General features: G+C 69.0%; 20 protein-coding genes. 14 read left to right on the top strand and 6 right to left on the bottom strand.

Annotation, left to right across the window (positions count from 1 at the left end; translation table 11 throughout):
* Window positions 1-96 precede the first annotated feature (96 nt).
* Window positions 97-2,304 (top strand): TonB-dependent siderophore receptor, encoded by a 2,208-nt coding sequence (locus tag GGR04_RS09165; RefSeq protein ID WP_183199553.1) that lies wholly within the window; start codon window positions 97-99, stop codon window positions 2,302-2,304.
* A 61-nt stretch (window positions 2,305-2,365) separates the two neighbouring features.
* Here GGR04_RS09165 and GGR04_RS09160 read toward each other — a convergent pair whose 3' ends face one another.
* The 3 genes from GGR04_RS09160 to GGR04_RS09150 all read right to left on the bottom strand — a co-directional run bounded on the left by GGR04_RS09160 (window position 2,366) and on the right by GGR04_RS09150 (window position 5,782).
* The gene (locus GGR04_RS09160) at window positions 2,366-4,111 is read right to left on the bottom strand and encodes an ABC transporter ATP-binding protein (RefSeq protein WP_183199552.1); all 1,746 of its coding nucleotides are present in this window, start codon (window positions 4,109-4,111) and stop codon (window positions 2,366-2,368) included.
* 187 nt (window positions 4,112-4,298) lie between these two features.
* Entirely contained in the window at window positions 4,299-4,745 is a 447-nt protein-coding gene (locus GGR04_RS09155) for an RbsD/FucU family protein (RefSeq protein ID WP_183199551.1), read from the bottom strand.
* Between the two features lie 11 nt (window positions 4,746-4,756).
* A complete protein-coding gene (locus tag GGR04_RS09150) occupies window positions 4,757-5,782 on the bottom strand; it encodes a hydroxyacid dehydrogenase (RefSeq protein ID WP_183199550.1) in 1,026 nt (341 codons plus the stop codon).
* Between the two features lie 240 nt (window positions 5,783-6,022).
* Between GGR04_RS09150 and GGR04_RS09145 the strand changes: the two genes are divergently transcribed.
* From GGR04_RS09145 to GGR04_RS09100, 10 genes are all read left to right on the top strand, one after another.
* Window positions 6,023-6,808, top strand: a complete 786-nt coding sequence (locus GGR04_RS09145; protein ID WP_183199549.1) for a FadR/GntR family transcriptional regulator — start codon at window positions 6,023-6,025, stop codon at window positions 6,806-6,808.
* Window positions 6,805-7,776, top strand: a complete 972-nt coding sequence (locus GGR04_RS09140; protein ID WP_183199548.1) for a sialic acid TRAP transporter substrate-binding protein SiaP — start codon at window positions 6,805-6,807, stop codon at window positions 7,774-7,776. Before GGR04_RS09145 ends, GGR04_RS09140 begins: the two co-directional genes overlap by 4 nt.
* A 135-nt stretch (window positions 7,777-7,911) precedes the next feature.
* Window positions 7,912-8,484, top strand: coding sequence for a TRAP transporter small permease (locus tag GGR04_RS09135; RefSeq protein WP_183199547.1), 573 nt, complete (start codon window positions 7,912-7,914; stop codon window positions 8,482-8,484).
* Between the two features lie 5 nt (window positions 8,485-8,489).
* Window positions 8,490-9,896: a TRAP transporter large permease gene (locus GGR04_RS09130; protein WP_183199546.1), complete on the top strand. Its 1,407-nt coding sequence runs from the start codon at window positions 8,490-8,492 to the stop codon at window positions 9,894-9,896.
* Window positions 9,893-10,936 carry an L-idonate 5-dehydrogenase gene (locus GGR04_RS09125; protein WP_183199545.1) on the top strand — a complete coding sequence of 348 codons (1,044 nt, stop codon included), beginning with the start codon at window positions 9,893-9,895 and terminating at the stop codon, window positions 10,934-10,936. Before GGR04_RS09130 ends, GGR04_RS09125 begins: the two co-directional genes overlap by 4 nt.
* Before the next feature lie 28 nt (window positions 10,937-10,964).
* Window positions 10,965-11,633 (top strand): class II aldolase/adducin family protein, encoded by a 669-nt coding sequence (locus GGR04_RS09120; RefSeq protein WP_183199544.1) that lies wholly within the window; start codon window positions 10,965-10,967, stop codon window positions 11,631-11,633.
* Between the two features lie 213 nt (window positions 11,634-11,846).
* On the top strand, window positions 11,847-12,614 hold the full coding sequence (gene agaR / locus GGR04_RS09115) for a transcriptional repressor AgaR (protein ID WP_210291720.1): 768 nt from the start codon (window positions 11,847-11,849) through the stop codon (window positions 12,612-12,614).
* Window positions 12,615-12,640: 26 nt separating this feature from the next.
* Window positions 12,641-13,807 (top strand): SIS domain-containing protein, encoded by a 1,167-nt coding sequence (locus GGR04_RS09110; RefSeq protein WP_183199542.1) that lies wholly within the window; start codon window positions 12,641-12,643, stop codon window positions 13,805-13,807.
* 4 nt (window positions 13,808-13,811) lie between these two features.
* Window positions 13,812-14,798, top strand: coding sequence for a BadF/BadG/BcrA/BcrD ATPase family protein (locus GGR04_RS09105; RefSeq protein WP_210291719.1), 987 nt, complete (start codon window positions 13,812-13,814; stop codon window positions 14,796-14,798).
* A 28-nt stretch (window positions 14,799-14,826) separates the two neighbouring features.
* Window positions 14,827-15,714: an EamA family transporter gene (locus GGR04_RS09100; RefSeq protein WP_183199541.1), complete on the top strand. Its 888-nt coding sequence runs from the start codon at window positions 14,827-14,829 to the stop codon at window positions 15,712-15,714.
* Window positions 15,715-15,717: 3 nt separating this feature from the next.
* On the opposite strand, the gene GGR04_RS09095 is transcribed toward GGR04_RS09100, so the two are convergent.
* Complete coding sequence (locus GGR04_RS09095; RefSeq protein ID WP_183199540.1) at window positions 15,718-16,803, bottom strand: siderophore-interacting protein; 1,086 nt, start codon at window positions 16,801-16,803, stop codon at window positions 15,718-15,720.
* A 242-nt stretch (window positions 16,804-17,045) separates the two neighbouring features.
* Here GGR04_RS09095 and GGR04_RS09090 point away from each other — a divergent pair, with 242 nt between their 5' ends.
* The 3 genes from GGR04_RS09090 to GGR04_RS09080 are packed head-to-tail and all read left to right on the top strand — an operon-like array spanning window position 17,046 to window position 20,349.
* A complete protein-coding gene (locus tag GGR04_RS09090; protein WP_246393034.1) occupies window positions 17,046-18,557 on the top strand; it encodes an ABC transporter substrate-binding protein in 1,512 nt (503 codons plus the stop codon).
* A gap of 23 nt (window positions 18,558-18,580) precedes the next feature.
* The gene (locus GGR04_RS09085) at window positions 18,581-19,525 is read left to right on the top strand and encodes an ABC transporter permease (protein ID WP_183199538.1); all 945 of its coding nucleotides are present in this window, start codon (window positions 18,581-18,583) and stop codon (window positions 19,523-19,525) included.
* The gene (locus GGR04_RS09080) at window positions 19,522-20,349 is read left to right on the top strand and encodes an ABC transporter permease (protein ID WP_183199537.1); all 828 of its coding nucleotides are present in this window, start codon (window positions 19,522-19,524) and stop codon (window positions 20,347-20,349) included. Before GGR04_RS09085 ends, GGR04_RS09080 begins: the two co-directional genes overlap by 4 nt.
* Here the strand turns inward: GGR04_RS09080 and GGR04_RS09075 are convergent.
* Both GGR04_RS09075 and GGR04_RS09070 read right to left on the bottom strand, forming a co-directional pair.
* Window positions 20,346-21,056, bottom strand: a complete 711-nt coding sequence (locus GGR04_RS09075) for an endonuclease/exonuclease/phosphatase family protein (protein WP_183199536.1) — start codon at window positions 21,054-21,056, stop codon at window positions 20,346-20,348. The two genes, GGR04_RS09080 and GGR04_RS09075, sit on opposite strands and share 4 nt — an antisense overlap.
* A complete protein-coding gene (locus GGR04_RS09070; RefSeq protein WP_183199535.1) occupies window positions 21,043-21,597 on the bottom strand; it encodes a sugar transferase in 555 nt (184 codons plus the stop codon). Before GGR04_RS09070 ends, GGR04_RS09075 begins: the two co-directional genes overlap by 14 nt.
* Window positions 21,598-21,615: the final 18 nt, after the last annotated feature.

Raw genomic sequence — 21,615 nt, 5'->3', positions numbered from 1 at the left:
CTTCGGGCGACGATCCGAGGCAGCGAATGAAACATGACTGCAACGATCATGTTATATGCCTTACTGACGGTCTGTCCCTTGTTTCGGAGTCCGTCGATGCCGCGTCCCGCCTTCCCCCTTCTGGCCCTGTTGACCGCAGGGACCGCGCTCGGCGGCCTCTGCCTGCCGGCCGTCGCGCAGACCTCGGTCGTGCTCGACACGGTGACGGTGGAAGCCGACGGGGGTGCCGCCGAGGGCACGGGAACCGGAACGGGCACTGCCGAGAGCGCCACCGGACCGGTCAACGGCTACGTCGCCAAGCGCACCAGCACGGGCTCGAAGACGGACGCGCCGCTCGTCGAGGTTCCGCAGTCGGTCTCGGTGGTCGGCCGCGAGGAGATCGACGATCGCGGCGCGCAGAAGCTCGACGAGGTGCTGCGCTACACGCCGGGCGTGCTGGCCGGCGCCTTCGGCCCGGATTCCGATACGGACTGGATCTACATCCGTGGCTTCGACGCGACCCAGACCGGCATCTTCCTCGACGGACTGCAACTCTTCCAATACGCCTTCGCCGGCTTCATCGTCGATCCGTTCCTCTTGGAGCGCGTCGAGGTGCTGCGCGGTCCGGCCTCGGTGCTCTACGGCGGCTCGAACGCCGGCGGCATCGTCAACTCCGTCTCCAAGCGGGCCGACGGCACCCGGCACGCCTATGTCGAGGGCGGCCTGACCGACGATCCGAACGGCTATCTCGGCGTCGATCTCGGCAACCGCTTCTCCGAGGACAGCCCCTGGAGCTACCGCGTCGTCGGGCGCGTGAAGGGTGGCGACACGCAGACCGACACTGCCGACAACATCCGCGGCGTCATCGCGCCCTCGCTGCATTTCGCGCCGGATGCCGACACCAGCCTCGACATCTACGCGACCTACCAGGCCGACGAGCAGCGCCACACCAACGGCTTCTTTCCCTATGCCGGCACGGTGACGCAGGAGGCCTTCGGCCGCATTCCGCGCTCGCTCTACACGAACGAGCCCGATCTCGACCAGTTCAGCGCCCGTCAGGCGACGCTCGGCTACGATCTGGAACACCGGGTGGACGAGACGCTGACGCTGCGCTCCAACACGCGCTACGCCGACGTGACACGCAGCGAGTACGGCCCCTATCTCTTCGGCTACTACGACGCGGCAAGCGGCTTCGGCGGGTTCGCCGAGCCGGTGAACGGACTGGCCGCGCTCAACCGGCTGAACTTCTTCCACGACACGCAGGCCGGCCTCTTCACCACCGACAACCAGGCCGAGATCCATCTCGACACCGGCCCGCTCGAGCACACGCTGCTCGCCGGCATCGACTACAAGAACTACCGGATCTCGCAGGTCCAGGCGGTGGGCTCGGCCCCGCCGCTCGACATCGTCAACCCGTTCTACTCCAACACGCTGTCGCCGCTCTTCGCGCCCTATCTCGACGAAAAGGTCGAACTCAACCAGCTCGGCCTTTACGCGCAGGACCAGATCAAGTTCGGCGGGGGCTGGATCCTGACGCTGAACGGGCGCCACGATACGGTCTGGATCGACCGCGACGACCGCTCGGCGGGGGACAACGACTACGACGGCAACGACGATGCCCTCAGCGGCCGGGCCGGCCTCGGCTACGAATTCGCCAACGGCATCGTGCCCTACGTCAGCGTCTCGCGCTTCTTCAACCCGCAGGTCGGCACCGATGCCAACGGCAACGCGGTGAAGCCGCAAGAGGGCGAGCAGTACGAGGTGGGCGTGAAATACGCGCCGACGGACATCGACGTCGTCGTCACCGCCTCGCTCTTCGACCTCACCCGCCGCAACACGTTGCAGTCGGATGCGAACTTCGTGCCGCGGGCCGTCGGCGAGATCCGCTCGCGCGGCGTCGAACTGGAGGCCAAGGCCAACCTCACCGACGACTGGAACGTCGTGGGCTCGTTCACGGCCTACGATCTGGAGATCCGCGAGGACGCCAACCCCGCCATCGTCGGCAACCAGCCCTTCCTGGTGCCGGAGGTGATCGGGTCGCTCTGGCTGAATTACGAGGTGCCCACCGGCCAGCTCGAAGGCGTCGAGCTCGGCGGCGGCATCCGCTACATCGGCTCGTCCTACGCCGACAACGAGAACAAGCTGAAGGTGCCGGACGCCACGGTCTTCGACGCGCGCATCGCCTACGAGAAGGATGACTGGGGCGTCTCGCTCAACGTCAACAACGTCTTCGACAAGCGCTACGTCGCGGGCTGCCAGGGCGCCCTCACCTGCGGCTATGCCGAGGGCCGCTCCGGTCTTCTCAAGGCCAACTTCAAGTTCTGAAAGCTCATGAAGCCGATGCCGGGGTGTCCGGCGTCGGCTTCGCAAGACAAGCGACGGCGGCCTACTCGGCCGCCGTCTGCGTTTCGTCTCCGGCGCCGGCCGTCTGCGCCGCCACCAGCCGGCGATAGGCGCCGCCGCGGCGCATCAGCGCCTCGTGGCCGCCCTCCTCGACGATGCGCCCGTCCGCCACCACGACGATGCGGTCGGCATGGCGAATGGTCGACAGGCGATGGGCGATGATCAGCGTGGTGCGGCCCGCCGCGAGTTCGGCGAGCGAGGCCTGAATGGCGCGCTCGGTCTCGGTGTCGAGCGCCGAGGTCGCTTCGTCGAGGATCAGCACGGCGGGGTCCTTCAGGAACATTCGGGCGATCGAGAGCCGCTGCTTCTGGCCGCCCGAGAGCTTGACGCCGCGCTCGCCCACCACCGTGTCGAGCCCGGCGGGGAGCGCCGCGATCGTCGCCGTCAGATGCGCCCGCTCCACCGCCAGCGCGATGTCGGCCTCGCTCGCGCCGAGGCGGCCATAGGCGATGTTGTCGCGGATCGTGCCGGCGAAGAGGAACACGTCCTGGCTGACGACGCCGATGCGCCGGCGCAGCGATGCCTGCGTCGCCTCGCGCACGTCGAGCCCATCGATCAGCACGGCGCCGGCGGTGGCGTCGTAGAAGCGAGGCACGAGCGAGCAGATCGTGGTCTTGCCGGCACCCGACGGCCCGACGAAGGCCACCGTCTCGCCGGGCGCGATGTCGAGATCGACGCCGTCCAGCACCTTGCGCCCGCCGCCATAGGAGAAGCCGACGCCGCGAAACGAGATGGCGCCCGCCATCCGCGTGATCGCGACGGCCGAAGGCGCGTCGAGGATGTCCGGCGCGGTGTCGATGAACTCGCAGTAGCGGCGGAAGCCCGCGATGCCCTTCGGGTAGGTTTCGAGGACGGCGGCGATCTTCTCCACCGGGCGGAAGAAGACGCCGGTCAGCAGCAGGAAGCCGACGAAGCCGCCGTTGGAGAGGTCGCCCGCCATCACGAACCAGGTGCCGGCCACCATCACGAGCAGCTGCGTCAGACGCATCGACAGGTAGTTCAGCGACTGGCTGGCGGTGATGATGCGGTAGGCGTCGAGCTTGCGGGCGCGGTAGCTGCGGTTGTTGTCGGCGAAGAGCGCGCGCTCGTGGTCCTCGTTGGCGAAGGACTTCACCACCCGGATGCCGCCGACATTCTCCTCGATGCGGGCGTTGAAGTCGCCGACCGAGCCGTAGATCCGCTGCCAGGTGTTGGTCATCCGCGAGCCGTAGCGCGTCGTCGCCCAGGTGCCGATCGGCACCACGGCGGCGGTGATCAGCGCCAGCTCGACATGCACCGAGAGCATCAGCACGAAGGCGCCGAGAAACGTCATCACCGCGATGAATAGATCTTCGGGGCCGTGATGAGCGACCTCGCCGATCTCTTCGAGATCCTTCGTCAGCCGGCCGACGAGATGGCCGGTCTTCTGGTTGTCGAAATAGCCGAAGGAGAGCTTCTGCAGATGGTCGAACGCCTTGCGGCGCATCTCGGTCTCGATGTTGATGCCGAGCATGTGGCCCCAATAGGTGACCACCGCCATCAAGCCGGTGTTGAGCACGTAGATCGCCAGAAGGCCGGCGGAGGCGAGAAGGATCAGGCCCATGTCGCGGCCGGGCAGAAGGTCGTCCACGAACACCTTCACCGCGATGGGGAAGCCGAGTTCGAGGAGACCGGCGAGCACGGCGCAGGAGAAGTCGAGAACGAAGAGCCCGCGCCAGGGCGCGTAATAGGCGAAGAAGCGGCGAAGCATGGCATCGGGTCCCGAGGAGACCGGGCACGGCCCGGCCTCGAATGACGTTCGGGCCGGGCGGCAGGCGCCGCCGATCGGCCGGGATATCGCCGGACGCGGCAATACATGAGCGGCAATATCAAGTTTCGTCGCGGCGCGCCACGACGGCGGCGGCGGACGGGCGACCGACGCCCGTCCCCTCTCGCGATCAGCCGAAGATGACGCCCTTCTTGAAGATGAAGCAGCCGTGCGGGCGCGCCTCGCCGGTGCGCACCACCGCATAAGCCGTCTTCGCGGCCTCGTAGAAGGCGAAGCGCTCGACGCCCTCGATGGTCACGGGCTGTCCCTCGGCTGCGTCGCAGGCCTCCTGCATCTCGCGATGCACGTCCGGCACCGCGGTGGGGTCGCCCACCACCTGCATCAGGCGCACCGGCGCGTCGACGTAGCTGTCGAGCGGCAGCAGCGAGAGGATGGCGCGGGCGGCTTCCGTGGTGCCGACGCCGGTGAGCTGGATGCACTGGCCGCTGACGGTCTCGGCGGCAACCGATTCGGCCGGAAAGTTGCGATCGACGAGCACGAGATCGTCGCCGTGGCCCATCTCGGCGAGGATGGACAGGAGGTCCGGCGTGATGAGCGGATGGATGGTCTTGAGCATGGGGCGATCCTCTAGCTGCGGGAAACGGGTTGAGAGCGCATGCGGCCGACCGTCTCGCGTTCGGCGCGCTTGGCGCGCATGGGCGGCAGGCCGGCATCCATCAGCGCGAAATCCTCGAGCACCATCTCACCCATGCGCTGGAAGACGATGTCGAGCGCGCCGGCGCGATGGGCGGAGAGAAGCGTGTTCGGGGTCAAGCGCACCGGATCGTCCGCCGCCACCGGCTCGCTCGGGAAGACGTCGGTGCCGACCTTGATGCGCCCGCTCGCGGCGGCCGCAAGCATGGCCGGGAAATCGACGATGCCGGCGCGGCTGAGCAGCACGAAGGCCGCGCCCTCGCGCATGCGGGCGAAGGCCGCTGCGTCGAAGAGGCTACCGTTCTCGGCGGTGATCGCGGCGGTGACGAAAATCGTGTCGGAGCCCTCCAGCACTTCGTCCAGCGAGGCCGGCGCGACGCCATGCCCACGCAGGATCGAGGCGGGCAGCCAGGGATCGTGGACGGTGACGCGGGCGCCGAAGCCGGCGAGCAGCCGATGCACCGCGCGGCCGAGATCGCCGAAGCCGACGATGCCGACCGTCGAGCCTGAGATCAGCCGAGCCGAGCCGTTGCCGTCGAGGCCGTAGCGCTCGGTTCCGTTGCGAAAGGCGGCGTCCGATTCGGCAATCGAGCGATGCAGCGACAGCGCGATGCCGAGGCCGAGTTCCGCTACCGGCTCGGCGAAGACCGCGCTCGTCACGAGCACGTGGATGCCGCGCTCGAAGCAGCGCTCATACGGCATGTTGTCGAGGAAGTTGCCCTCGACGTTGACGATCGCCCGCAGCGAGGTCATCGCCGCCAGCGTTTCGTCGCCGATCGCAGGCTGGCCGACGAGGTAGCGGGCGCGCGCCAGCACTTCGGGCGCCAGCGACGCCAGCGCCTCCGGCGTCGACTCCAGCACCTCGTAACGCCTTTGAAACTCAGCGAGCGACTCGGGCGCGAAGATCGTGTCGAGCGTGCGCGGCTGCGGCACAGCCAGCACGAGCGGGAGATCGACCATGGACCCTCCTCCGTCCGGCCTTGCCGGAGATCGATGTTCGACGTCGCCATAGCGCCGTTCGCGATCTCGTCCTACCCGGAAACGACACCGACACGGTCCGGCCGATGCTGCAGCGCAGCGTAGAGGTGGACTGCCAAGGTGCAATTGCCGGTTGACGAACGGCGGAGAGCGTTTCACAAACGGTGAATTGGTCAGATCAATTGGCCAGTCGGGATGCTTTGGGAGGGGCAGAACGACACTATGCCCCTTGCTACCATCCAACCCCGGCGCCTCTACCGGCAGGTCGCCGATCAACTCCGCGGCCTCATCGATGGCGGCGAATATGCGCTGGGCGACCGGCTGCCGACCGAGCGCGAGCTAGCCGAGAGCCTCGGCATCTCGCGCCCGACCGTGCGCGAGGCGCTGATCGCGCTGGAGGTGGAGGGCCGCATTCGCATCCGCGTGGGATCGGGCATCTACGTCACGACGCCGCCGCCGCCGCAGATCGTCCCGCCGGACGTGATCGAGGGTCCGTTCGAGCTTCTGCGGGCTCGCGAGCTCATTGAGAGCGCCGTGGCCCGCGAGGCCGCCACGCGCGCATCCGCTGCCGATATCGCAACCCTCGACGTCGTGCTCGCGCAGATGGAGGACGGCACCCATCCCTCACCCGAGACGATCGCGCTTGACCGCATGTTCCATGTCACCGTCGCCGCGATCCTCGGCAATGCGGTCGTGGTGCGCTTCGTCGGCGAACTCTTCGACCAGCGGATGACGCCGTATTTCGAGCGCCTCTCGTCCTATTTCGAGACGGGCGAAAGCTGGCGCATCGCCCACCACGAGCACCGCGCCGTGCGCGACGCCATCGCGGCGGGCGATCCCGCCGCGGCCGACGCCGCGATGCGCCGCCACCTGCAGCGTTCGGCCGAGCGCTTCCAGCGTGGCTTCGGCGAAGCCGCGAACCCCGCGCCGAACGACCTCGCAACACCCAAGAAGCCGCGGCGCCCCGCCGAAGGCTCGAAGTTCCAAGACCGGGAGGATATGAGATGACGACGACGAAATGGATGCTGGGGGCGCTCGCCGCCTTCGCGATGACGCCGGGCCTCGCGCAGGCGCAGACGAAGCTCACCTGGGCGCATGTCTACGAGGTGACAGAGCCCTTCCACACCGAATCGGTCTGGGCGGCCGAGGAGATCAAGAAGCGCACCGAGGGGCGCTACGAGATCACCGTCTATCCCGCCTCGCAGCTCGGCAAGGAAGCCGACCTCAACCAGGGCCTGACGCTCGGCACCGCCGACATCATCATCTCCGGCTCGTCCTTCGCCTCGCGCGAGTACCCGCCGATCGGCGTGACCTACTACCCTTACATCTTCCGCAGCCCCGACCATCTCCTCGCCTACACGAGGAGCGACGTCTTCAAGACGCTCGCCGCCGGCTACGAGGAGGCCTCCGGCCATCACATCGCGGCTGTTACCTACTACGGCACGCGCCAGACCACGGCGAACAAGCCGATCAAGACCTGCGCCGATCTCGCGGGCGTGAAGATGCGCGTGCCCGACGTGCCCGCCTATCTCGCCATGCCCCGCGCCTGCGGCGCCAACACCGCGCCCATCGCCTTCGCCGAGGTCTATCTGGCGCTGCAGAACGGCACGGTCGAGGCGCAGGAGAACCCGCTGACGACGATCGAGGCCAAGAAGTTCTACGAGGTGCAGAAGTACATCGCCCTCACCGGCCACATCGTCGACCACCTCAACACCGTGGTCTCGCAGACGCGCTGGGCCTCGCTCTCCGACGCCGACAAGCAGATCTTCTCGGATGTGATGCTGGAGGCGGCGGCGCGCGCCACGAAGATCGTCGAGGAGCGCGAGGCTGCTCTCGTCCAGACCTTTAGGGATCGCGGCGTCGATGTCGCCGAGGTCGACAAGGCCGACTTCGAGAAGACGGTGCGCGAGAAGGCGCCGCTCGAAACCTATGGCTACCGCCAGGCCGACTACGACGCGATCCGCGCCGTTCAGTAGACCGCAGCGCATCAGGCTTCGGGCGCTCCGTGCCCGAAGCCGCCCGTCCCGAAGCGTTTCCCATCGCCTGCTCCGCCCCGGCCGACCGTCGTGTCTCCGGCCTGCCGGAGGCTTGCGCCCGGAAGGACCATCGCCATGGCAGCAGAGCATCACACGCAGGTCACCACCGAAGAGATCGCGCAGGCATTCGACGAGGACACTGGCCCCGCCGACCTCTCGCCCTTCTCGGTCGAGGACTGGGTGGCGCTGGCCGTCTTCTGGGGCATGGCGCTCTGCGTCTTCCTGCAGTTCTTCACCCGCTACGTGATGAACGACAGCCTCGCCTGGACCGAGGAGATCGCGATCAACTGCCTGGTGGTCGTCGTCTTCCTCGGCGCGGTGATGTGCGTTCGCATGTCGCGGCACATCCAGGTCGACGTGCTCTACCACTACATTCCCGCCCGCCTCGGCCGCGCGCTCGCCATCATCGTGGACGTGGTGCGCATCGCCTTTCTCGCCTACGCCGTGAAGCTGCTCTGGCGCTATGTCGGCATCGTCTCGCGCGAGCGCATGGTCACGATCGACCTGCCGCGCTCCATCGTCTTCTACACCGTCTTCGCCGCCTTCGTGCTCATGCTGCTGCGCGCCCTGCAGGTGGCCTGGGGCAACTGGCGCCGCGGCTATTCGGTGCTCGAACGCCCCGGCGCGTTCGACGGCTTCGGAGAATAAGGGCCATGCTGCTTCTCATCGGATCGTTCCTCGGCTTCATGGTGATCGGCGTTCCCGTCGCCATCGCCATGTTCGTGGCCTCCGGCCTCTATCTCCTCGTCTACGGCATCGCCCCCGACATCATCATCGCGCAGCGGATGATCGCCGGCGTCGAGAGCTTCCCGCTGCTCGCCGTGCCGTTCTTCATCCTCGCCGGTAACCTGATGAACATCGCCGGCGTCACCGGCCGCATCTACGCCTTCGCCGTCGCGCTGGTCGGCTGGATGAAGGGCGGCCTCGCGCAGGTGAACATCATCGGCTCGGTGATCTTCTCGGGCATGTCCGGCACCGCGCTCGCCGACGCCGCCGGCATCGGCACGATCGAGATCAAGGCGATGCGCGACCACGGCTATCCCGTGGAGGCCGCCGTCGGCGTCACCGCGGCCTCGGCGACGCTCGGGCCGATCTTCCCGCCTTCTCTGCCCTTCGTCATCTACGGCATGATGGCCAACGTCTCGATCGGCGCCCTCTTCATGGCCGGCATCGTGCCGGGCGTCGTGATGACGCTCCTGATGATGATCACCGTCGCGATCATGGCCTATCGCAAGGGCTGGGGCTCGGACGCGCCCTTCGAGGTGCGCAAGCTCTTCGCCGCCTCGCTCGAGATCGTCGTCGTGCTCGCCGTGCCGCTCTCCATCTGGCTGCTGACGCTGACCGGCCTGTCGCTGAACCTCTCGGTCGGCGTCGCGCTTCTCGCCCTCATCGCCGTCGACTGGTATTTCGACTTCTCGGCCGTGATGGCGCTGATGACGCCGGTGATCCTCATCGGCGGCATGACGATGGGCTGGTTCACGCCGACGGAAGCGGCCGTCGCCGCCGTCATCTGGTCACTCTTCCTCGGCCTCGTGCGCTACCGCTCGATGACCTTCCGGGGCCTCGCCAAAGCGAGCTTCGACACGATCGAGACCACCGCCTCGGTGCTCTTCATCGTCACCGCCGCCTCGGTCTTCGCGTGGCTGCTGACGGTGAGCCAAGCCGCGCAGCTGCTGTCGGACGCGATCCTCGCGGTCACCGACAATCCCTGGATGTTCCTCCTCCTCGTCAACATCCTCGTCCTCATCGTCGGCTGCTTCCTCGACACGATCGCGGCGATCACGATCATCGTGCCGATCCTCCTGCCGATCGCCCTGCGCCTCGGCATCGACCCCGTGCATTTCGGGCTCATCATCACGCTCAACCTGATGATCGGCCTCCTCCACCCGCCGCTCGGCATGGTCCTCTTCGTCCTGTCGCGCGTCGCCAAACTCTCCGTCGAGCGCACCACGATCGCGATCCTGCCGTGGCTGATCCCGCTCTTCGTCGCGCTCTTCGTCATCACCTTCGTTCCCGCCGTCACGCTCTGGCTGCCGACGCAGATGGGGCTGATCCGATGAGCGGCGCGAGCGCACGAGCCGCGACGATCTTCGCGGCCGAAGACCTTCGCGTGGTGGAGCGCGAACTCGGGGATCTCGCCCCCGGCGCGGTACGCGTGCGCTTCGGCGCCGGCGGCATCTGCGGCTCCGACATGCACTACTTCCGCCATGGGCGAACCGGTGACTTCGTGGTCAAGGAGCCGCTGATCCTCGGCCACGAGGTGGCGGGAACGATCGATGCGGTGGGCGCCGACGTCTCGGGCCTCGTGGTCGGGCAGCGCGTCGCCATCAATCCCGCTCGCGCCTGCGGCCATTGCCCGCGTTGCCGCGAGGGCCGCGCCAACCTCTGCGAGAACGTCTTCTTCATGGGCTCGGCCTCGAAGGATCCGCACATGCAGGGCGGCTTCGCCTCGCTCTTCGACACGACGCCCGGGCAGTGTTTCGCCGTGCCGGACACCGTGCCGGTCGAGGCGGCGGCGCTCGCCGAGCCGTTGGCGGTCTGCCTGCATGCCGTCCATCGCGCCGGCGACCTCGAAGGCCGGTCGGTGGCGATCGTCGGCGCGGGGCCCATCGGCCTCCTCACGTTGCTGGCCGCCCGGCTCGAAAGCGCCGCATCGGTCGCGATGATCGACGTCGCCGCCGCGCCGCTCGCCTTCGCCGCCCGCCTCGGCGCCGATCGTACGATCGACCTCTCGGCCGAGCCGGACGGGGTTGCGACGCTCGGTGCGCCCGACATCGTCTTCGAGGTGTCCGGCACGGCGGCGGGCCTCTCCTCCGCGATCACTGGGGTCCGGCGTGGCGGCATCGTGGTGCAGGTCGGCAACCTGCCGGGCGGGGCCGTTCCCGCGCCGATGAACGCGGTGATGGCGAAGGAGCTCGACCTTCGCGGCACGTTCCGGTTCGATCGCGAGTTCGCGGAGGCCGTCGAGCTCATCGTCTCGGGCCAGGTCGACGTTCTCGCCATCGTCACCGCGCGTCGTCCGCTCGACTTGGCGCCCGACGCCTTCCGTCTGGCGCTGGATCGGACGCGGAGCGTCAAGGTATTGCTGACGGCTGGCTGACACCGCCCTTGCAAGAGAAAGACGAATGATGCCCGAGACATCCGAGCGAGACCTGCGGCAGACGATCATCGACCTCTGCCGCGAGATGAACGCCAACGGCCTGAACCAAGGCACCTCCGGCAACATCTCGCTGCGGCTCGGCGACCGCATGCTGATCACGCCGACGGCCACGCCCTACGATTCGATGACGCCCGAGATGATCGTCTCGATGCCCATGTCCGGCGACGGATCGGACTGGCAGGGGCCGATCGCGCCCTCCGTGGAATGGCGCTTCCACCGCGAGATCCTGCGCCGCCGGCCGGACATGAACGCCGTCGTCCACGCCCACTCGACCTTTTGCACGGTGATGGCCATCGCCCGGCGCGACATTCCGGCCTGCCACTACATGGTGGCAGCCTTCGGCGGCAGCGACGTGCGCTGCGCCGGCTATGCCCGCTATGGCACCGCGGAGCTTTCGCAACTGGCGCTCGAAGCGCTGGAGGGGCGCACGGCCTGCCTCCTCGCCAACCACGGCATGATCGCGATGGGCGAGACGCTGGACAAGGCGATGTGGCGCGCGGTGGAACTGGAGACGCTCGCCAGGCAGTATTTCCACAGCCTGCAGATCCCCGGCGGCCCGGTGATCCTCTCCGAAGAGGAGATCGCCGAGACGCTGCAGGGCTTCGGCACCTACGGCTTCCAAAGCGACGCCGCCTAGCCGGTCCGCCGCGCCCGTTCGCGAAGCGCCGCGCTCGACGAGAATGCCCGTCCGGCTGCATCGGGTGAACGCGTTCCTCCTCGCTGTCGGCCGTCGAGTGCGGCTTCGGGACCGTGCGGCGGCTTGCCGAGCCAAAACGTAAGAAAAATCTTTCGTTTACTATGGCGTGCTGACGGATTCGCATTCTAGGATGGGCTCCGAGGGGGAGCCGCCGTGAAATCCAGCCTTGAGCGAAGAGATGCGGTGGTCGCCGTTCTGGCCCGGCAGGGCCAGACGCGGGTCGAGGATCTCGCCGACCGCTTCGGCGTCTCCACCGTCACCATCCGATCCGACCTGAACGTGCTGGAGCGCTCGGGCCATGTTGTGCGCCGGCATGGTCAGGCGCTGCTGTCGAACCTCGCGGCGGCCGAACTTGCCTTCAACGAGCGTCGCAAGCTCAACATGGAGGCCAAGGCGCGGATCGGTGTCGAGGCCGCCCGGCGCGTCAAGGACGGCGACACGATCCTTCTCGACGCCGGCACCACGACCCATCAGATCGCGCTGAACCTCAAGGACCGCCGCGAACTCGTGGTGATGACCAACGGGCTCGACATCGCGATGGAACTCTCGCATTGCCCCGGCATCGACATCATCCTCCTCGGCGGGCACCTTCGAAAGTCCGCGCTTTCGCTTTCGGGGTCACAGGCCGAGCGGAGCTTGCGGGAATATCGCTTCGACACGCTTTTTCTCGGCGTCGACGGGTTCGATTCGCAGATCGGCATCACGACCTTCAACGAGCGCGAGGCCAGCCTCAACCGGATCATGTGCGAGGTCGCGCGCCAGATCGTCGCGGTCACCGATTCCTCGAAGTTCGAGCGCGGCGGCCATCATCTCGTCTGCGAACTCCGCCGGCTCGACGTGCTCGTCACCGATGCCGGCCTGCCGCCCGCGCTGCGATCGACGCTCGCCGCTCAATCCCATCCCCATCTCGTCGTCGTCTGATCGAGACCCCAGCGAAAGCTTCCGCCATGACGCATTTCACCGGCCTGTCGAACGAGGAACTGGAGGCGCGCAAGGCCGGCTGGACGGCACGCGAGATCGCCCAGCAGCCGGGCGTCTGGCGGCAACTGGCGGGAGCGCTGGCGGGCGAGCGCTCCCGCATCGAGGCCTTTCTCGCGCCCCTGTTGGCGCAGCCGAATTTGCGCCTGATCCTTTCGGGGGCCGGCACGTCGGCCTTCGCCGGCCAGATGCTGGCGCCGCTTCTGGCCGCATGGCTCGACCGGCGCGTCGAGGCGATCGCCACCACCGACATCGTCGCCTGCCCGCAGCAGGTCTTTCCGCAGGACGAGCCGGTGCTGCTCGTCTCCTTCGCCCGCTCGGGGTCCAGCCCCGAGAGCGTGGCCGCGACGCAGATCGCCGATGCCCTGTCGCCGGACGTCCACCACCTCGTCGTCACCTGCAACGCGGACGGCGAACTCGCCCGTCGCCACGCGGCGCGCGACGATTCGCTCGTGCTGCTGATGCCCGAAGCCACGAACGACCGCGCCTTCGCGATGACCTCGAGCCTCACCACGATGATGCTGGCGACGCTGCTCGCCTTCAGCGGCGGCACCGACGACGCGGCGCGCGTGGAGCGGCTGGCAGCGGCAGCGGAGGCGGTGATCGCCACGCAGGGCGAGGCGATCCGCCAGCTCGCCGAACGGCGCTTCGCGCGCGTCGTCTATCTCGGCAGCGGCGCGTTGAAAGGCCTGGCACAGGAGTCCGCGCTGAAGCTCCTCGAACTGACGGCCGGCCGCGTCGTCTCCTATTTCGACACGCCGCTCGGCTTCCGGCACGGGCCGAAATCGATCCTCGACCGCGAGACCCTCGTCGTCGTCTATCTCTCCAACGACGCGGCGACGCGCCCCTACGATCTCGACCTCCTCGCCGAGCTTCGGGGGGGCGGGCTGGCCGGCGCGGTGCTCGCCATCTCGGGCGGCGAGAGCGGGCCGGGCGAGGGCTGGGCGCTGCCGGGGCTCGGCGATCTCGACGACGGCGAGATGGCGCTCGTCGCCGTCATCCCCGCGCAGATGCTGGCGCTCGCCCTCTCGCTCGGCCACGGCCTGACGCCCGACAATCCCTTCCCCGCCGGCGAGGTCAACCGCGTGGTGCAGGGGGTGACGATCCATCCGACGCCCGCCCGGACGAAGGGCTGAGACCATGGCGTCGACCGTGTTCCTCGGCGTCGACGGCGGTGGCACGAAGACCGCCTTCTGCCTTCTGGACGGCGACGGGAACCGTCTCGCCGCGATCGAGACGCGCAGCTGCTACTACTTCTCGGCGGGCATCGGCCTCGTCGCCGAGGTGCTGCAGGACGGCGTCTCGCAGGTCTGCGACGCCGCCCGTCTCGCCCCCGCCGACATCGCCTTCGCCTTCTTCGGCCTGCCCTCCTATGGCGAGGTCGCCGGCGACGTCGCGGCGCTCGACGAGGCGCCGGCCGCCGCCCTCGGGCACCGGCGCTATCGCTGCGACAACGACATGGTCTGCGGCTGGGCGGGATCGCTCGCCATGGACGACGGCATCAACGTCATCGCCGGAACGGGCTCGATGACCTACGGCGAGAACCGGGGTCGCAAGGCGCGCTGCGGCGGCTGGGGCGAGGTCTTCGGCGACGAGGGCTCGGCCTACTGGATCGCGATCCGAGGCCTCGGCGCCTTTACCAAGATGAGCGACGGACGGCTTCCCGAAGGACCGCTGATGGCGCTGATGCACGGGCGCCTTTCACTGGCCGACGATCTCGAGGTCGTCGACATCGTGCTCAACCGTTGGAAGGGCGAGCGCGGCTCGATCGCCGCCCTGTCGCGCACCATCGCCGAGGCGGCCGAGGAGGGAGACGAGGCCTGCCGCGCCATCCTGCAGGCGGCTGCCGACGAACTGGCGCTCGTGGTGGAGGCGACGCGCCGGCGCCTCGGCTTCGCCGACGAGGAGCGCGTGCCCGTGTCCTATTCCGGCGGTGTGTTCTCCGCCGGCGCCGCTCTGATGGACCGGTTCCGCCGCGGGCTGGACCTCGCGCCGGGCGCCTACGAACTGCGCAAGCCGCTGTTCGCGCCCGTCATCGGTGCGGCGCTCTACGCCGCCGGCCTCGCCGGCACACCGCTCGGGCCGGCCGCCCTCGACCATTTGAAAGAGACCGCAAGCCGCAGCTGACACGCGGCACGACACGGGAGGACCAACCATGACAACGAGGCCGAACGGCAGCTGGATCTTCTACACCTTCATGCTCGTGCTGTTCTGGGGCGTCTGGGGAGCGTTCTCGGCGCTGCCGACGCAATGGTACGGCTATCCCGACCAGATGGTCTACGTCGTCTGGGCCTTCACGATGCTCATCCCCTGCGCCGTCTCGCTGCGCGGCGTCGCCCTCGATCGCCGCGCCGTCGCGGCGGGCTACGGGCTCGCGACCGGGCTGACCGGCGCAGGCGGCCAGTTGCTGCTCTTCAAGGCGCTGACGGTGGGGCCGGCCTATCTCATCTTCCCCGTCATCTCGATCTCGCCGGCGATCACGGTGGTGATGGCGTTCCTCATCCTGCGCGAGCGCATCGTCCCGCTCGGCCTTCTCGGCGTCGTGCTGGCGCTGGTGTCGATCGTGATGTTCTCGATCTCCGGCGGCGACGCCAACACGGCCGACACCGGGGTCTGGCTGCTGATGGCGGTGGTGATCTGCCTCTGCTGGGGCGTGCAGGCCTTCCTCATGAAGAAGGCGGCGCTGGCCGGCGTCAACGACGGCACGACCTTCGCCTACATGACGCTGAGCGGGCTGCTCCTCGTGCCCGTCGCGCTCGCGATGATGACCGCGCCCGCCACCGGCTACCCTTGGGCCGCCATCGGCCTCACCACGGCGACGCAGCTTCTCAACGCGGTCGGCGCGCTCTTCCTCGTGATGGCGCTCAGCCGCGGCAAGGCCGTGATCGTGGCGCCCTGCACCAACGCGCTGGCGCCCGTGCTGACGATCGTGCTCTCACTCGCCTTCTACGGCACCCTGCCCTCGCTCGCGAGTTTCGCGGGCATCGTGCTGGCGCTCATTGGCTCGACGCTCATGGTCTACAGCGAGGAGCGCAGGGCTTGACGATCATTCGTGATCGTCGGCCTCGTCGTCGCCCTGCAGCCGGCCCCGCCGCCAGTAGGCGACCGCTAGATGCTGGCCTTTCTTGAGGCCACGCTCCTTGCGGCAGTGATGCCGGATCTCCTTGAACGCCGCGAACTCCGCGGCCGCCCAGACATAGACGCCGCCCTCGTCCGGCCACGCCGCCGAGCGAGCGGCCTCGATCAGGAGATCGGTGGTCCCAGGCGGCCGGTCGCCGCGATGCAGCCAGTGCACCTCGAATCCGGCGGGATGGCGCAGCGCCTGCTCCTCCCCGGCGTCGGCGACCTCCAGAAAGGCCTGTCCGCGAGCATTGGCCGGCAGGGTCTCCAGCATCCGCGCGATGGCCGGCAGCGCCGTCTCGTCGCCGAGCAGCAGCGTCCAGCCGGCCGGCTTGGTTCCGTCGCCGCCCGGCCCGAGAATGCCCACGCGATCGCCCGGCCGGGCCTCGCAGGCCCAGCGGCAACCGACGCTCGGCGGCTCGTGTAGCGCGACGTCGATGTCGAGATGCCCTGCATCCGGGTCGATCGCCCGGATCGTGTAGACGCGCGTCGCCAGCGTATCCTCACCCGTCGGCCAGACCGGCAGCGCGGCGGCGCCCGCATGCGGCCAGACGGGTGCACGTCCCGCCGGCGGAATCGCCAGCCGGACGTGCAGGCCGCCGGTCGCGAATCGCGCGAGCTCGGCACCGGCCAGCCGCACGCGGCGCATGCGCGGCGTCACGTCGAAGGCCGAGACCACGCGCATCTCGCGAAAATGGGCGAGATCGCGCGTGCCGGCGCCGTCGCCGCTCCAGCGAAGGTCCGGGCACCGGTCGCCGAGAATGTGCTGCACGTAATAGGCGGCGGTTCCCTTGGCGATGCCGAGCGCCCCGGCCTCCTCGCCCTCCACGTCGATCCGCAGCACCGAGCCGCGAAAGTCCAGCCGGGTGCGCGCGCCGTAGAGATCGATCACCGTCGCCTCGCCGAGGACCGCATCCGTCGGGATCGCGTCCGGCAGATGCGCCTTCAGGTGTTCGAGAAAGCCATGAGGGTCGTCGAGCGGCACATCGAGCCGCGAGGTCAGCACGCCCATTCGCCGTCTCCTTCCCCGCGGCCGCCGTGCCGTTCGTCGATCCGCAGGCCTCGCTGTGACATCGCTGTTCCTCGCTCGCTGCTCTGCTCGTAATCAAACATGACCAGCTCCGTCAACAATCACGCCCGCCCGGCGCAGAACCGTTCGGCCTCGACAATCGCGCCGGGTTATGATGGCTAGGCGCGCCTTCGGGCCTCGCGGCCCAGATGGTCCGCCCTTTCTCGACGACGGAGTCGCCCTCGATGCGCCAACATTTGCGAACCGCCCTCGTCTCGGCATGCTTCGCCCTCGCGACCATGGCGGCAGGCGTCCCGGTTCCAGCCGCAGCAGCGCCGCGCGACGACGTGACGATCGGCATGGGCATCGAGCCCGCCGGCCTCGACCCGACGATCGCGGCACCCGCAGCCATCGGCCAGGTCGTCTGGCAGAACGTCTTCGAGGGCCTGACGCGCATCGACGAGAGCGGCGCGGTGCGCCCGCAGCTCGCCCGCGAGTGGACGGTTTCGCCGGACGGACGCACCGTGACCTTCCGGCTCGTGGAAGGCGCGATCTTCCACAATGGTGCGGCCTTCGATTCCGCGACGGCCAAGTTCTCGCTCGACCGGGCGCGCGGCGAGGCCTCGACCAACCCGCAGAAGCAGTTCTTCACGGGCATCGAATCGATCGAGACGCCCGACCCCGCGACGCTGGTGCTGCAGCTGAAGGCGCCCTCCGGCAACCTTCTCACCTGGCTCGGATGGCCCGCGAGCGTGATGGTGGAGCCCGGTTCGGCCGAGACCAACCGCGCGCAGCCGGTGGGCACCGGCCCCTTCCGCTTCGCCGAGTGGCGGCAGGGAGACCGGGTCCGCCTCGTGCGTAGCGAGACCTATTGGGACAAGTCGGCGGCCCCGGTGCTGGCGAGCGCAACGTTCCGATTCATCACCGATCCGCAGGCGCAGGCCGCCGCCATGCGCGCCGGAGACGTCGATGCCTTTCCCGAGTTCGGCACGCCCGAACTCTTCGCCGCCTTCGAGACGGACGGGCGTTTCGCCGCCGTCGCGGGCAACACCGAACTGAAGGTCGTCGCCGGCCTCAACGAGCGTCGCAAGCCGTTCGACGATCCGCGCGTGCGCCGCGCGCTGATGATGGCGATCGACCGGCAGGCGCTGGTGGACGCGGCCTGGGGCGGCTACGGCACGCCGATCGGCAGCCACTACACGCCGAACGGTCCAGGCTTCCGCGACCTCACCGGCGTCGCCCCCTACGACCCGGACGCCGCGAAAACCCTGCTGGCGGAGGCCGGCTATCCCGATGGCTTTACGATGACCATTCGCAGCCCGCAGATGGCCTACGCCACACGGTCGGCCGAGATCCTGCAAGGGTTCCTCGCCGAGATCGGCGTGACGCTGATCATCGTGCCGACCGAGTTCCCCGCGGTCTGGGTCGATCAGGTGCTGAAGGGCCACGACTTCGACATGACCATCGTCGCCCATGCCGAGCCGATGGACATCGGCATCTACGCCCGGCCCGACTATTATTTTGGCTATCGCAATCCCGAGTTCGACGCGCTGATCGCGCAGGCCGAGGCCAGCGTCGACGAGGCCCGTCGGCTGTCGCTCTACGGCGAGGCACAGGCGCGTCTCGCCCAGGATCTTCCCGCCCTCTACCTCTTCGTGATGCCGAAGCTCGGGCTGTGGGACAAGCGGCTGGACGGGCTCTGGCACGACGAGCCCATCCCCTCGAACGACCTCACCGACGTGCGCTGGCGCGAATAGGCGCCACGGGTGGCTTCTCGCGCATGATGGCCTCGCTCGCGCGGCGAACGGCGATCCTCCTCGCCCTTCTCGTCGCGGTCTCTGCGATCGTCTTCGCGGTGATGAACCTCCTGCCGGGCGATCCGGCGGCGGTGATGCTCGGCACCGCCGCCCGCCCCGACACGCTGGCGGCGCTTCGCACCGAGCTCGGCCTCGACCAACCCCGCGTGCTGCGCTGGCTCCGATGGCTGGCGGGGGTGGTGCACGGCGACTTCGGACGCTCGATCACCTACGGCGTGCCGGTGTCCGACCTCGTCGCCCAGCGACTGGTGGTGACGCTGCCGCTCGCGGCCTCGGCGCTGCTGCTCGCGGTCGGCATCGGCCTGCCGCTCGGCATCCTCGCAGCGTCGCGGCGCGGGTCGCCGAGCGATCACCTCGCCGCGGTCTTCGCGCAACTCGGCGTCGCACTGCCCAACTTCTGGATCGGGCTTCTGCTCGTCCTCCTCGTCTCGTCGCATCTCGGCTGGCTGCCGGCGGGGGGCTTTCCCGGTTGGAGTGCCGGAGCGTCCGCCGTCTCGTCGCTCGCTCTGCCGACGCTCGCGCTCGCGCTGCCGCAGGCGGCGGTGCTGACGCGCGTCACGCGCGCCGCCGTGCTGGATACCGCCGGCGAGGATTTCATGCGCACGGCGCTCGCCAAGGGCCTGTCGCGACGCGCCGCGCTTCTGCGTCACGGCGTGCGTAACGCCCTCATTCCCGTGGTCACCGTGATCGGCCTGCAATTCTCCTATCTCCTCGCCGGAACGGTGCTGGTGGAGAACGTCTTCGCCCTGCCCGGCCTCGGGCAGCTCGCCTATCTCGCTCTGCAGCAGCGCGATCTCATGACGGTTCAGGCCGTGGCCCTGCTGTTCGCCGGCAGCGTCGTGGTGGTCAACGGGCTCGTCGATCTCCTCCATCTCTGGATCGACCCGCGCCTGAGGTCGCAGGCATGAGCCGCCGGCTCAACGCCCGCCTCGTCGCCGGCGGCGGCCTCGTCGGGCTGCTTGCCGCGGTCGCGCTTCTGGCGCAGGTCTGGACGCCCGTCGCCCCGCCGCTGCGCATGCGCCTCGCCGCCCGCTTCCACGCTCCGATCGAGAGCGGATGGCTCGGCACCGATCAGCTCGGACGGGACATCCTGTCGCTCGTGATGCTCGGCGCCGGAAACTCGCTGCTCGTCGCGGTTCTCGCGGTGTCGGCGGGGGCGCTCGTCGGTTGCGCGGTCGGGCTCCTCGCCGCCGAGCGGCCGGGCTGGGCAGATGGGCTTGCGATGCGCTGTATGGACGTGCTCTTCGCCTTTCCGCCTGTGCTCTCGGCGATGATGCTCGGCGCGGCGCTCGGCACGGGGTTCGCCAGCGCGGTGACGGCCATCGCCGTGTTCATCGTGCCGGTCTTCGCGCGCGTGACGCGGGCCGGCGCCCGGCGCATCCTGGCGCGGGATTTCGTAGCCGCCGCCCGCTCTCTCGGGGTCGGCGGCGCCGCCATCGCGCGCCGGCACGTGCTGCCCAACATCGCGGGAGATCTTGCGGTGCAGGCGTCGATCCAACTCGGCCTCGCCATCGTCACCGAGGCGGGCCTCGGCTTTCTCGGCCTCGGCCTGCCGCCGCCCGCGCCCTCCTGGGGCCGGATGCTCGCGGACTCGCAGACCTATCTCGCCAGCGCACCCTGGCTCGCGATCGTGCCGGGCTGCGCCATCGCCCTCGCCGTGCTCGGCTTCCAGCTGCTCGGCGACGGCCTGCGCGACGCGTTCGACCCCCGCCAAAGCGGCGGGCGTCGCTAGTTGCTCGTGCGGCGCAGATCAGCGATGACGGGCCAATGGTCGGATGCGGCGCGGGCGCCAACGGGCGGCGCAACGGCCGTGAGTGAAAGGCCGGCGCTCGCATAGATCCGATCGAAGGCGACGAGCGGACGTCGCACCGGCCAGGTCAGCGACCGCAGCGACACCGGGAAATCTTGCGCAAGACGCCGGTGGACGCCGCCGTCGCTGCGCCATTCGTTGAAGTCACCCAGCGCGACGGTTGCGCCGCCGCCGCGCGGCAGCGACAGCAGGAAATCGGCCTGCGCCCGCCGCGCGGCCGGCCTCAGGCCGAAATGGGCGGCAAGCACCCGCAGCGGGCCGATCGGCGTGTCCACCGTGGCGTCGATCAACGCACGCGGCTCCAAGCCCGGTCCGGGCAGCAACCGAACCTCGGCGCCGAGGATGGGCCAGCGACTCCACAGGGCGTGGCCGTAGGCTTTCTCGCCCGAGCCGAAAAGCCGGGCCTCGACGATCCCTTGCGGCCATCGCCTCGCCAAGCGCTCGAACGCGCCCGGCAGGCGCCCGAGATGCGAGCGCCCGTCCACCTCCTGAAGCGCGACGATGTCGGCACCGAAGCCGTCGATCAGATCGAGCGTGCGGTCGGGGTCGGGCCGCCGGCCCTCGCCCTTGAAGCCATGAATGTTCCAGGTGGCCAGTCGAATGGCCGGCCCATCGTCAGCGGGCGACATGGTCGCCGACGCCGCGCCCCGTCACCGTCTGCAGGATCAGGACGAGATCGCCGAGGAAGGAGCGCTCGGCGAGGTAGCGGGCATCGGCCTCCGCAAGGCGCCGGGGATCGGCCATGTCGATGTCGTGCACCTGCGCCAATCCCGTGATGCCCGGCCGCAGCGCGTAGACCCCGCGCGCCGCCCGCTCATGGATCACCTCGGCCTGCATGGGCAGGCTCGGTCGAGGGCCGACGAGGCTCATCTCGCCCTTCAGGACGTTCCAGAGCTGCGGCAGCTCGTCGAGCTTCCACTTGCGCAGGGTCGTGCCGAGCGGCGTCACGGCCGAACTCGGCGTGTCGTGCGTCGCGGCATTGGCCGTGTCGGCGCGCATGGTGCGCAGCTTGTAGCAGACGAAGATCCGCTGGTGCCGGCCGACGCGCGCCTGCGCGAACAGGCCCGGCCCGTCGCTGTCGCGGCGGATGCGCCAGGCGAGGATGGCGATCGGCAGCGCGAAGACCAGGAGGCCGCCGAGACTTGCCACGATGTCGAACACGCGCTTCATGGCGCCAGCGATTGCAGC

This window comes from Aureimonas pseudogalii (assembly GCF_014196835.1).
In the GTDB taxonomy this organism is placed as follows: domain Bacteria; phylum Pseudomonadota; class Alphaproteobacteria; order Rhizobiales; family Rhizobiaceae; genus Aureimonas; species Aureimonas pseudogalii.
The sequence above is the reverse complement of the archived record's forward strand: the minus strand, read 5'-3'. Positions and strand labels throughout refer to the sequence as shown.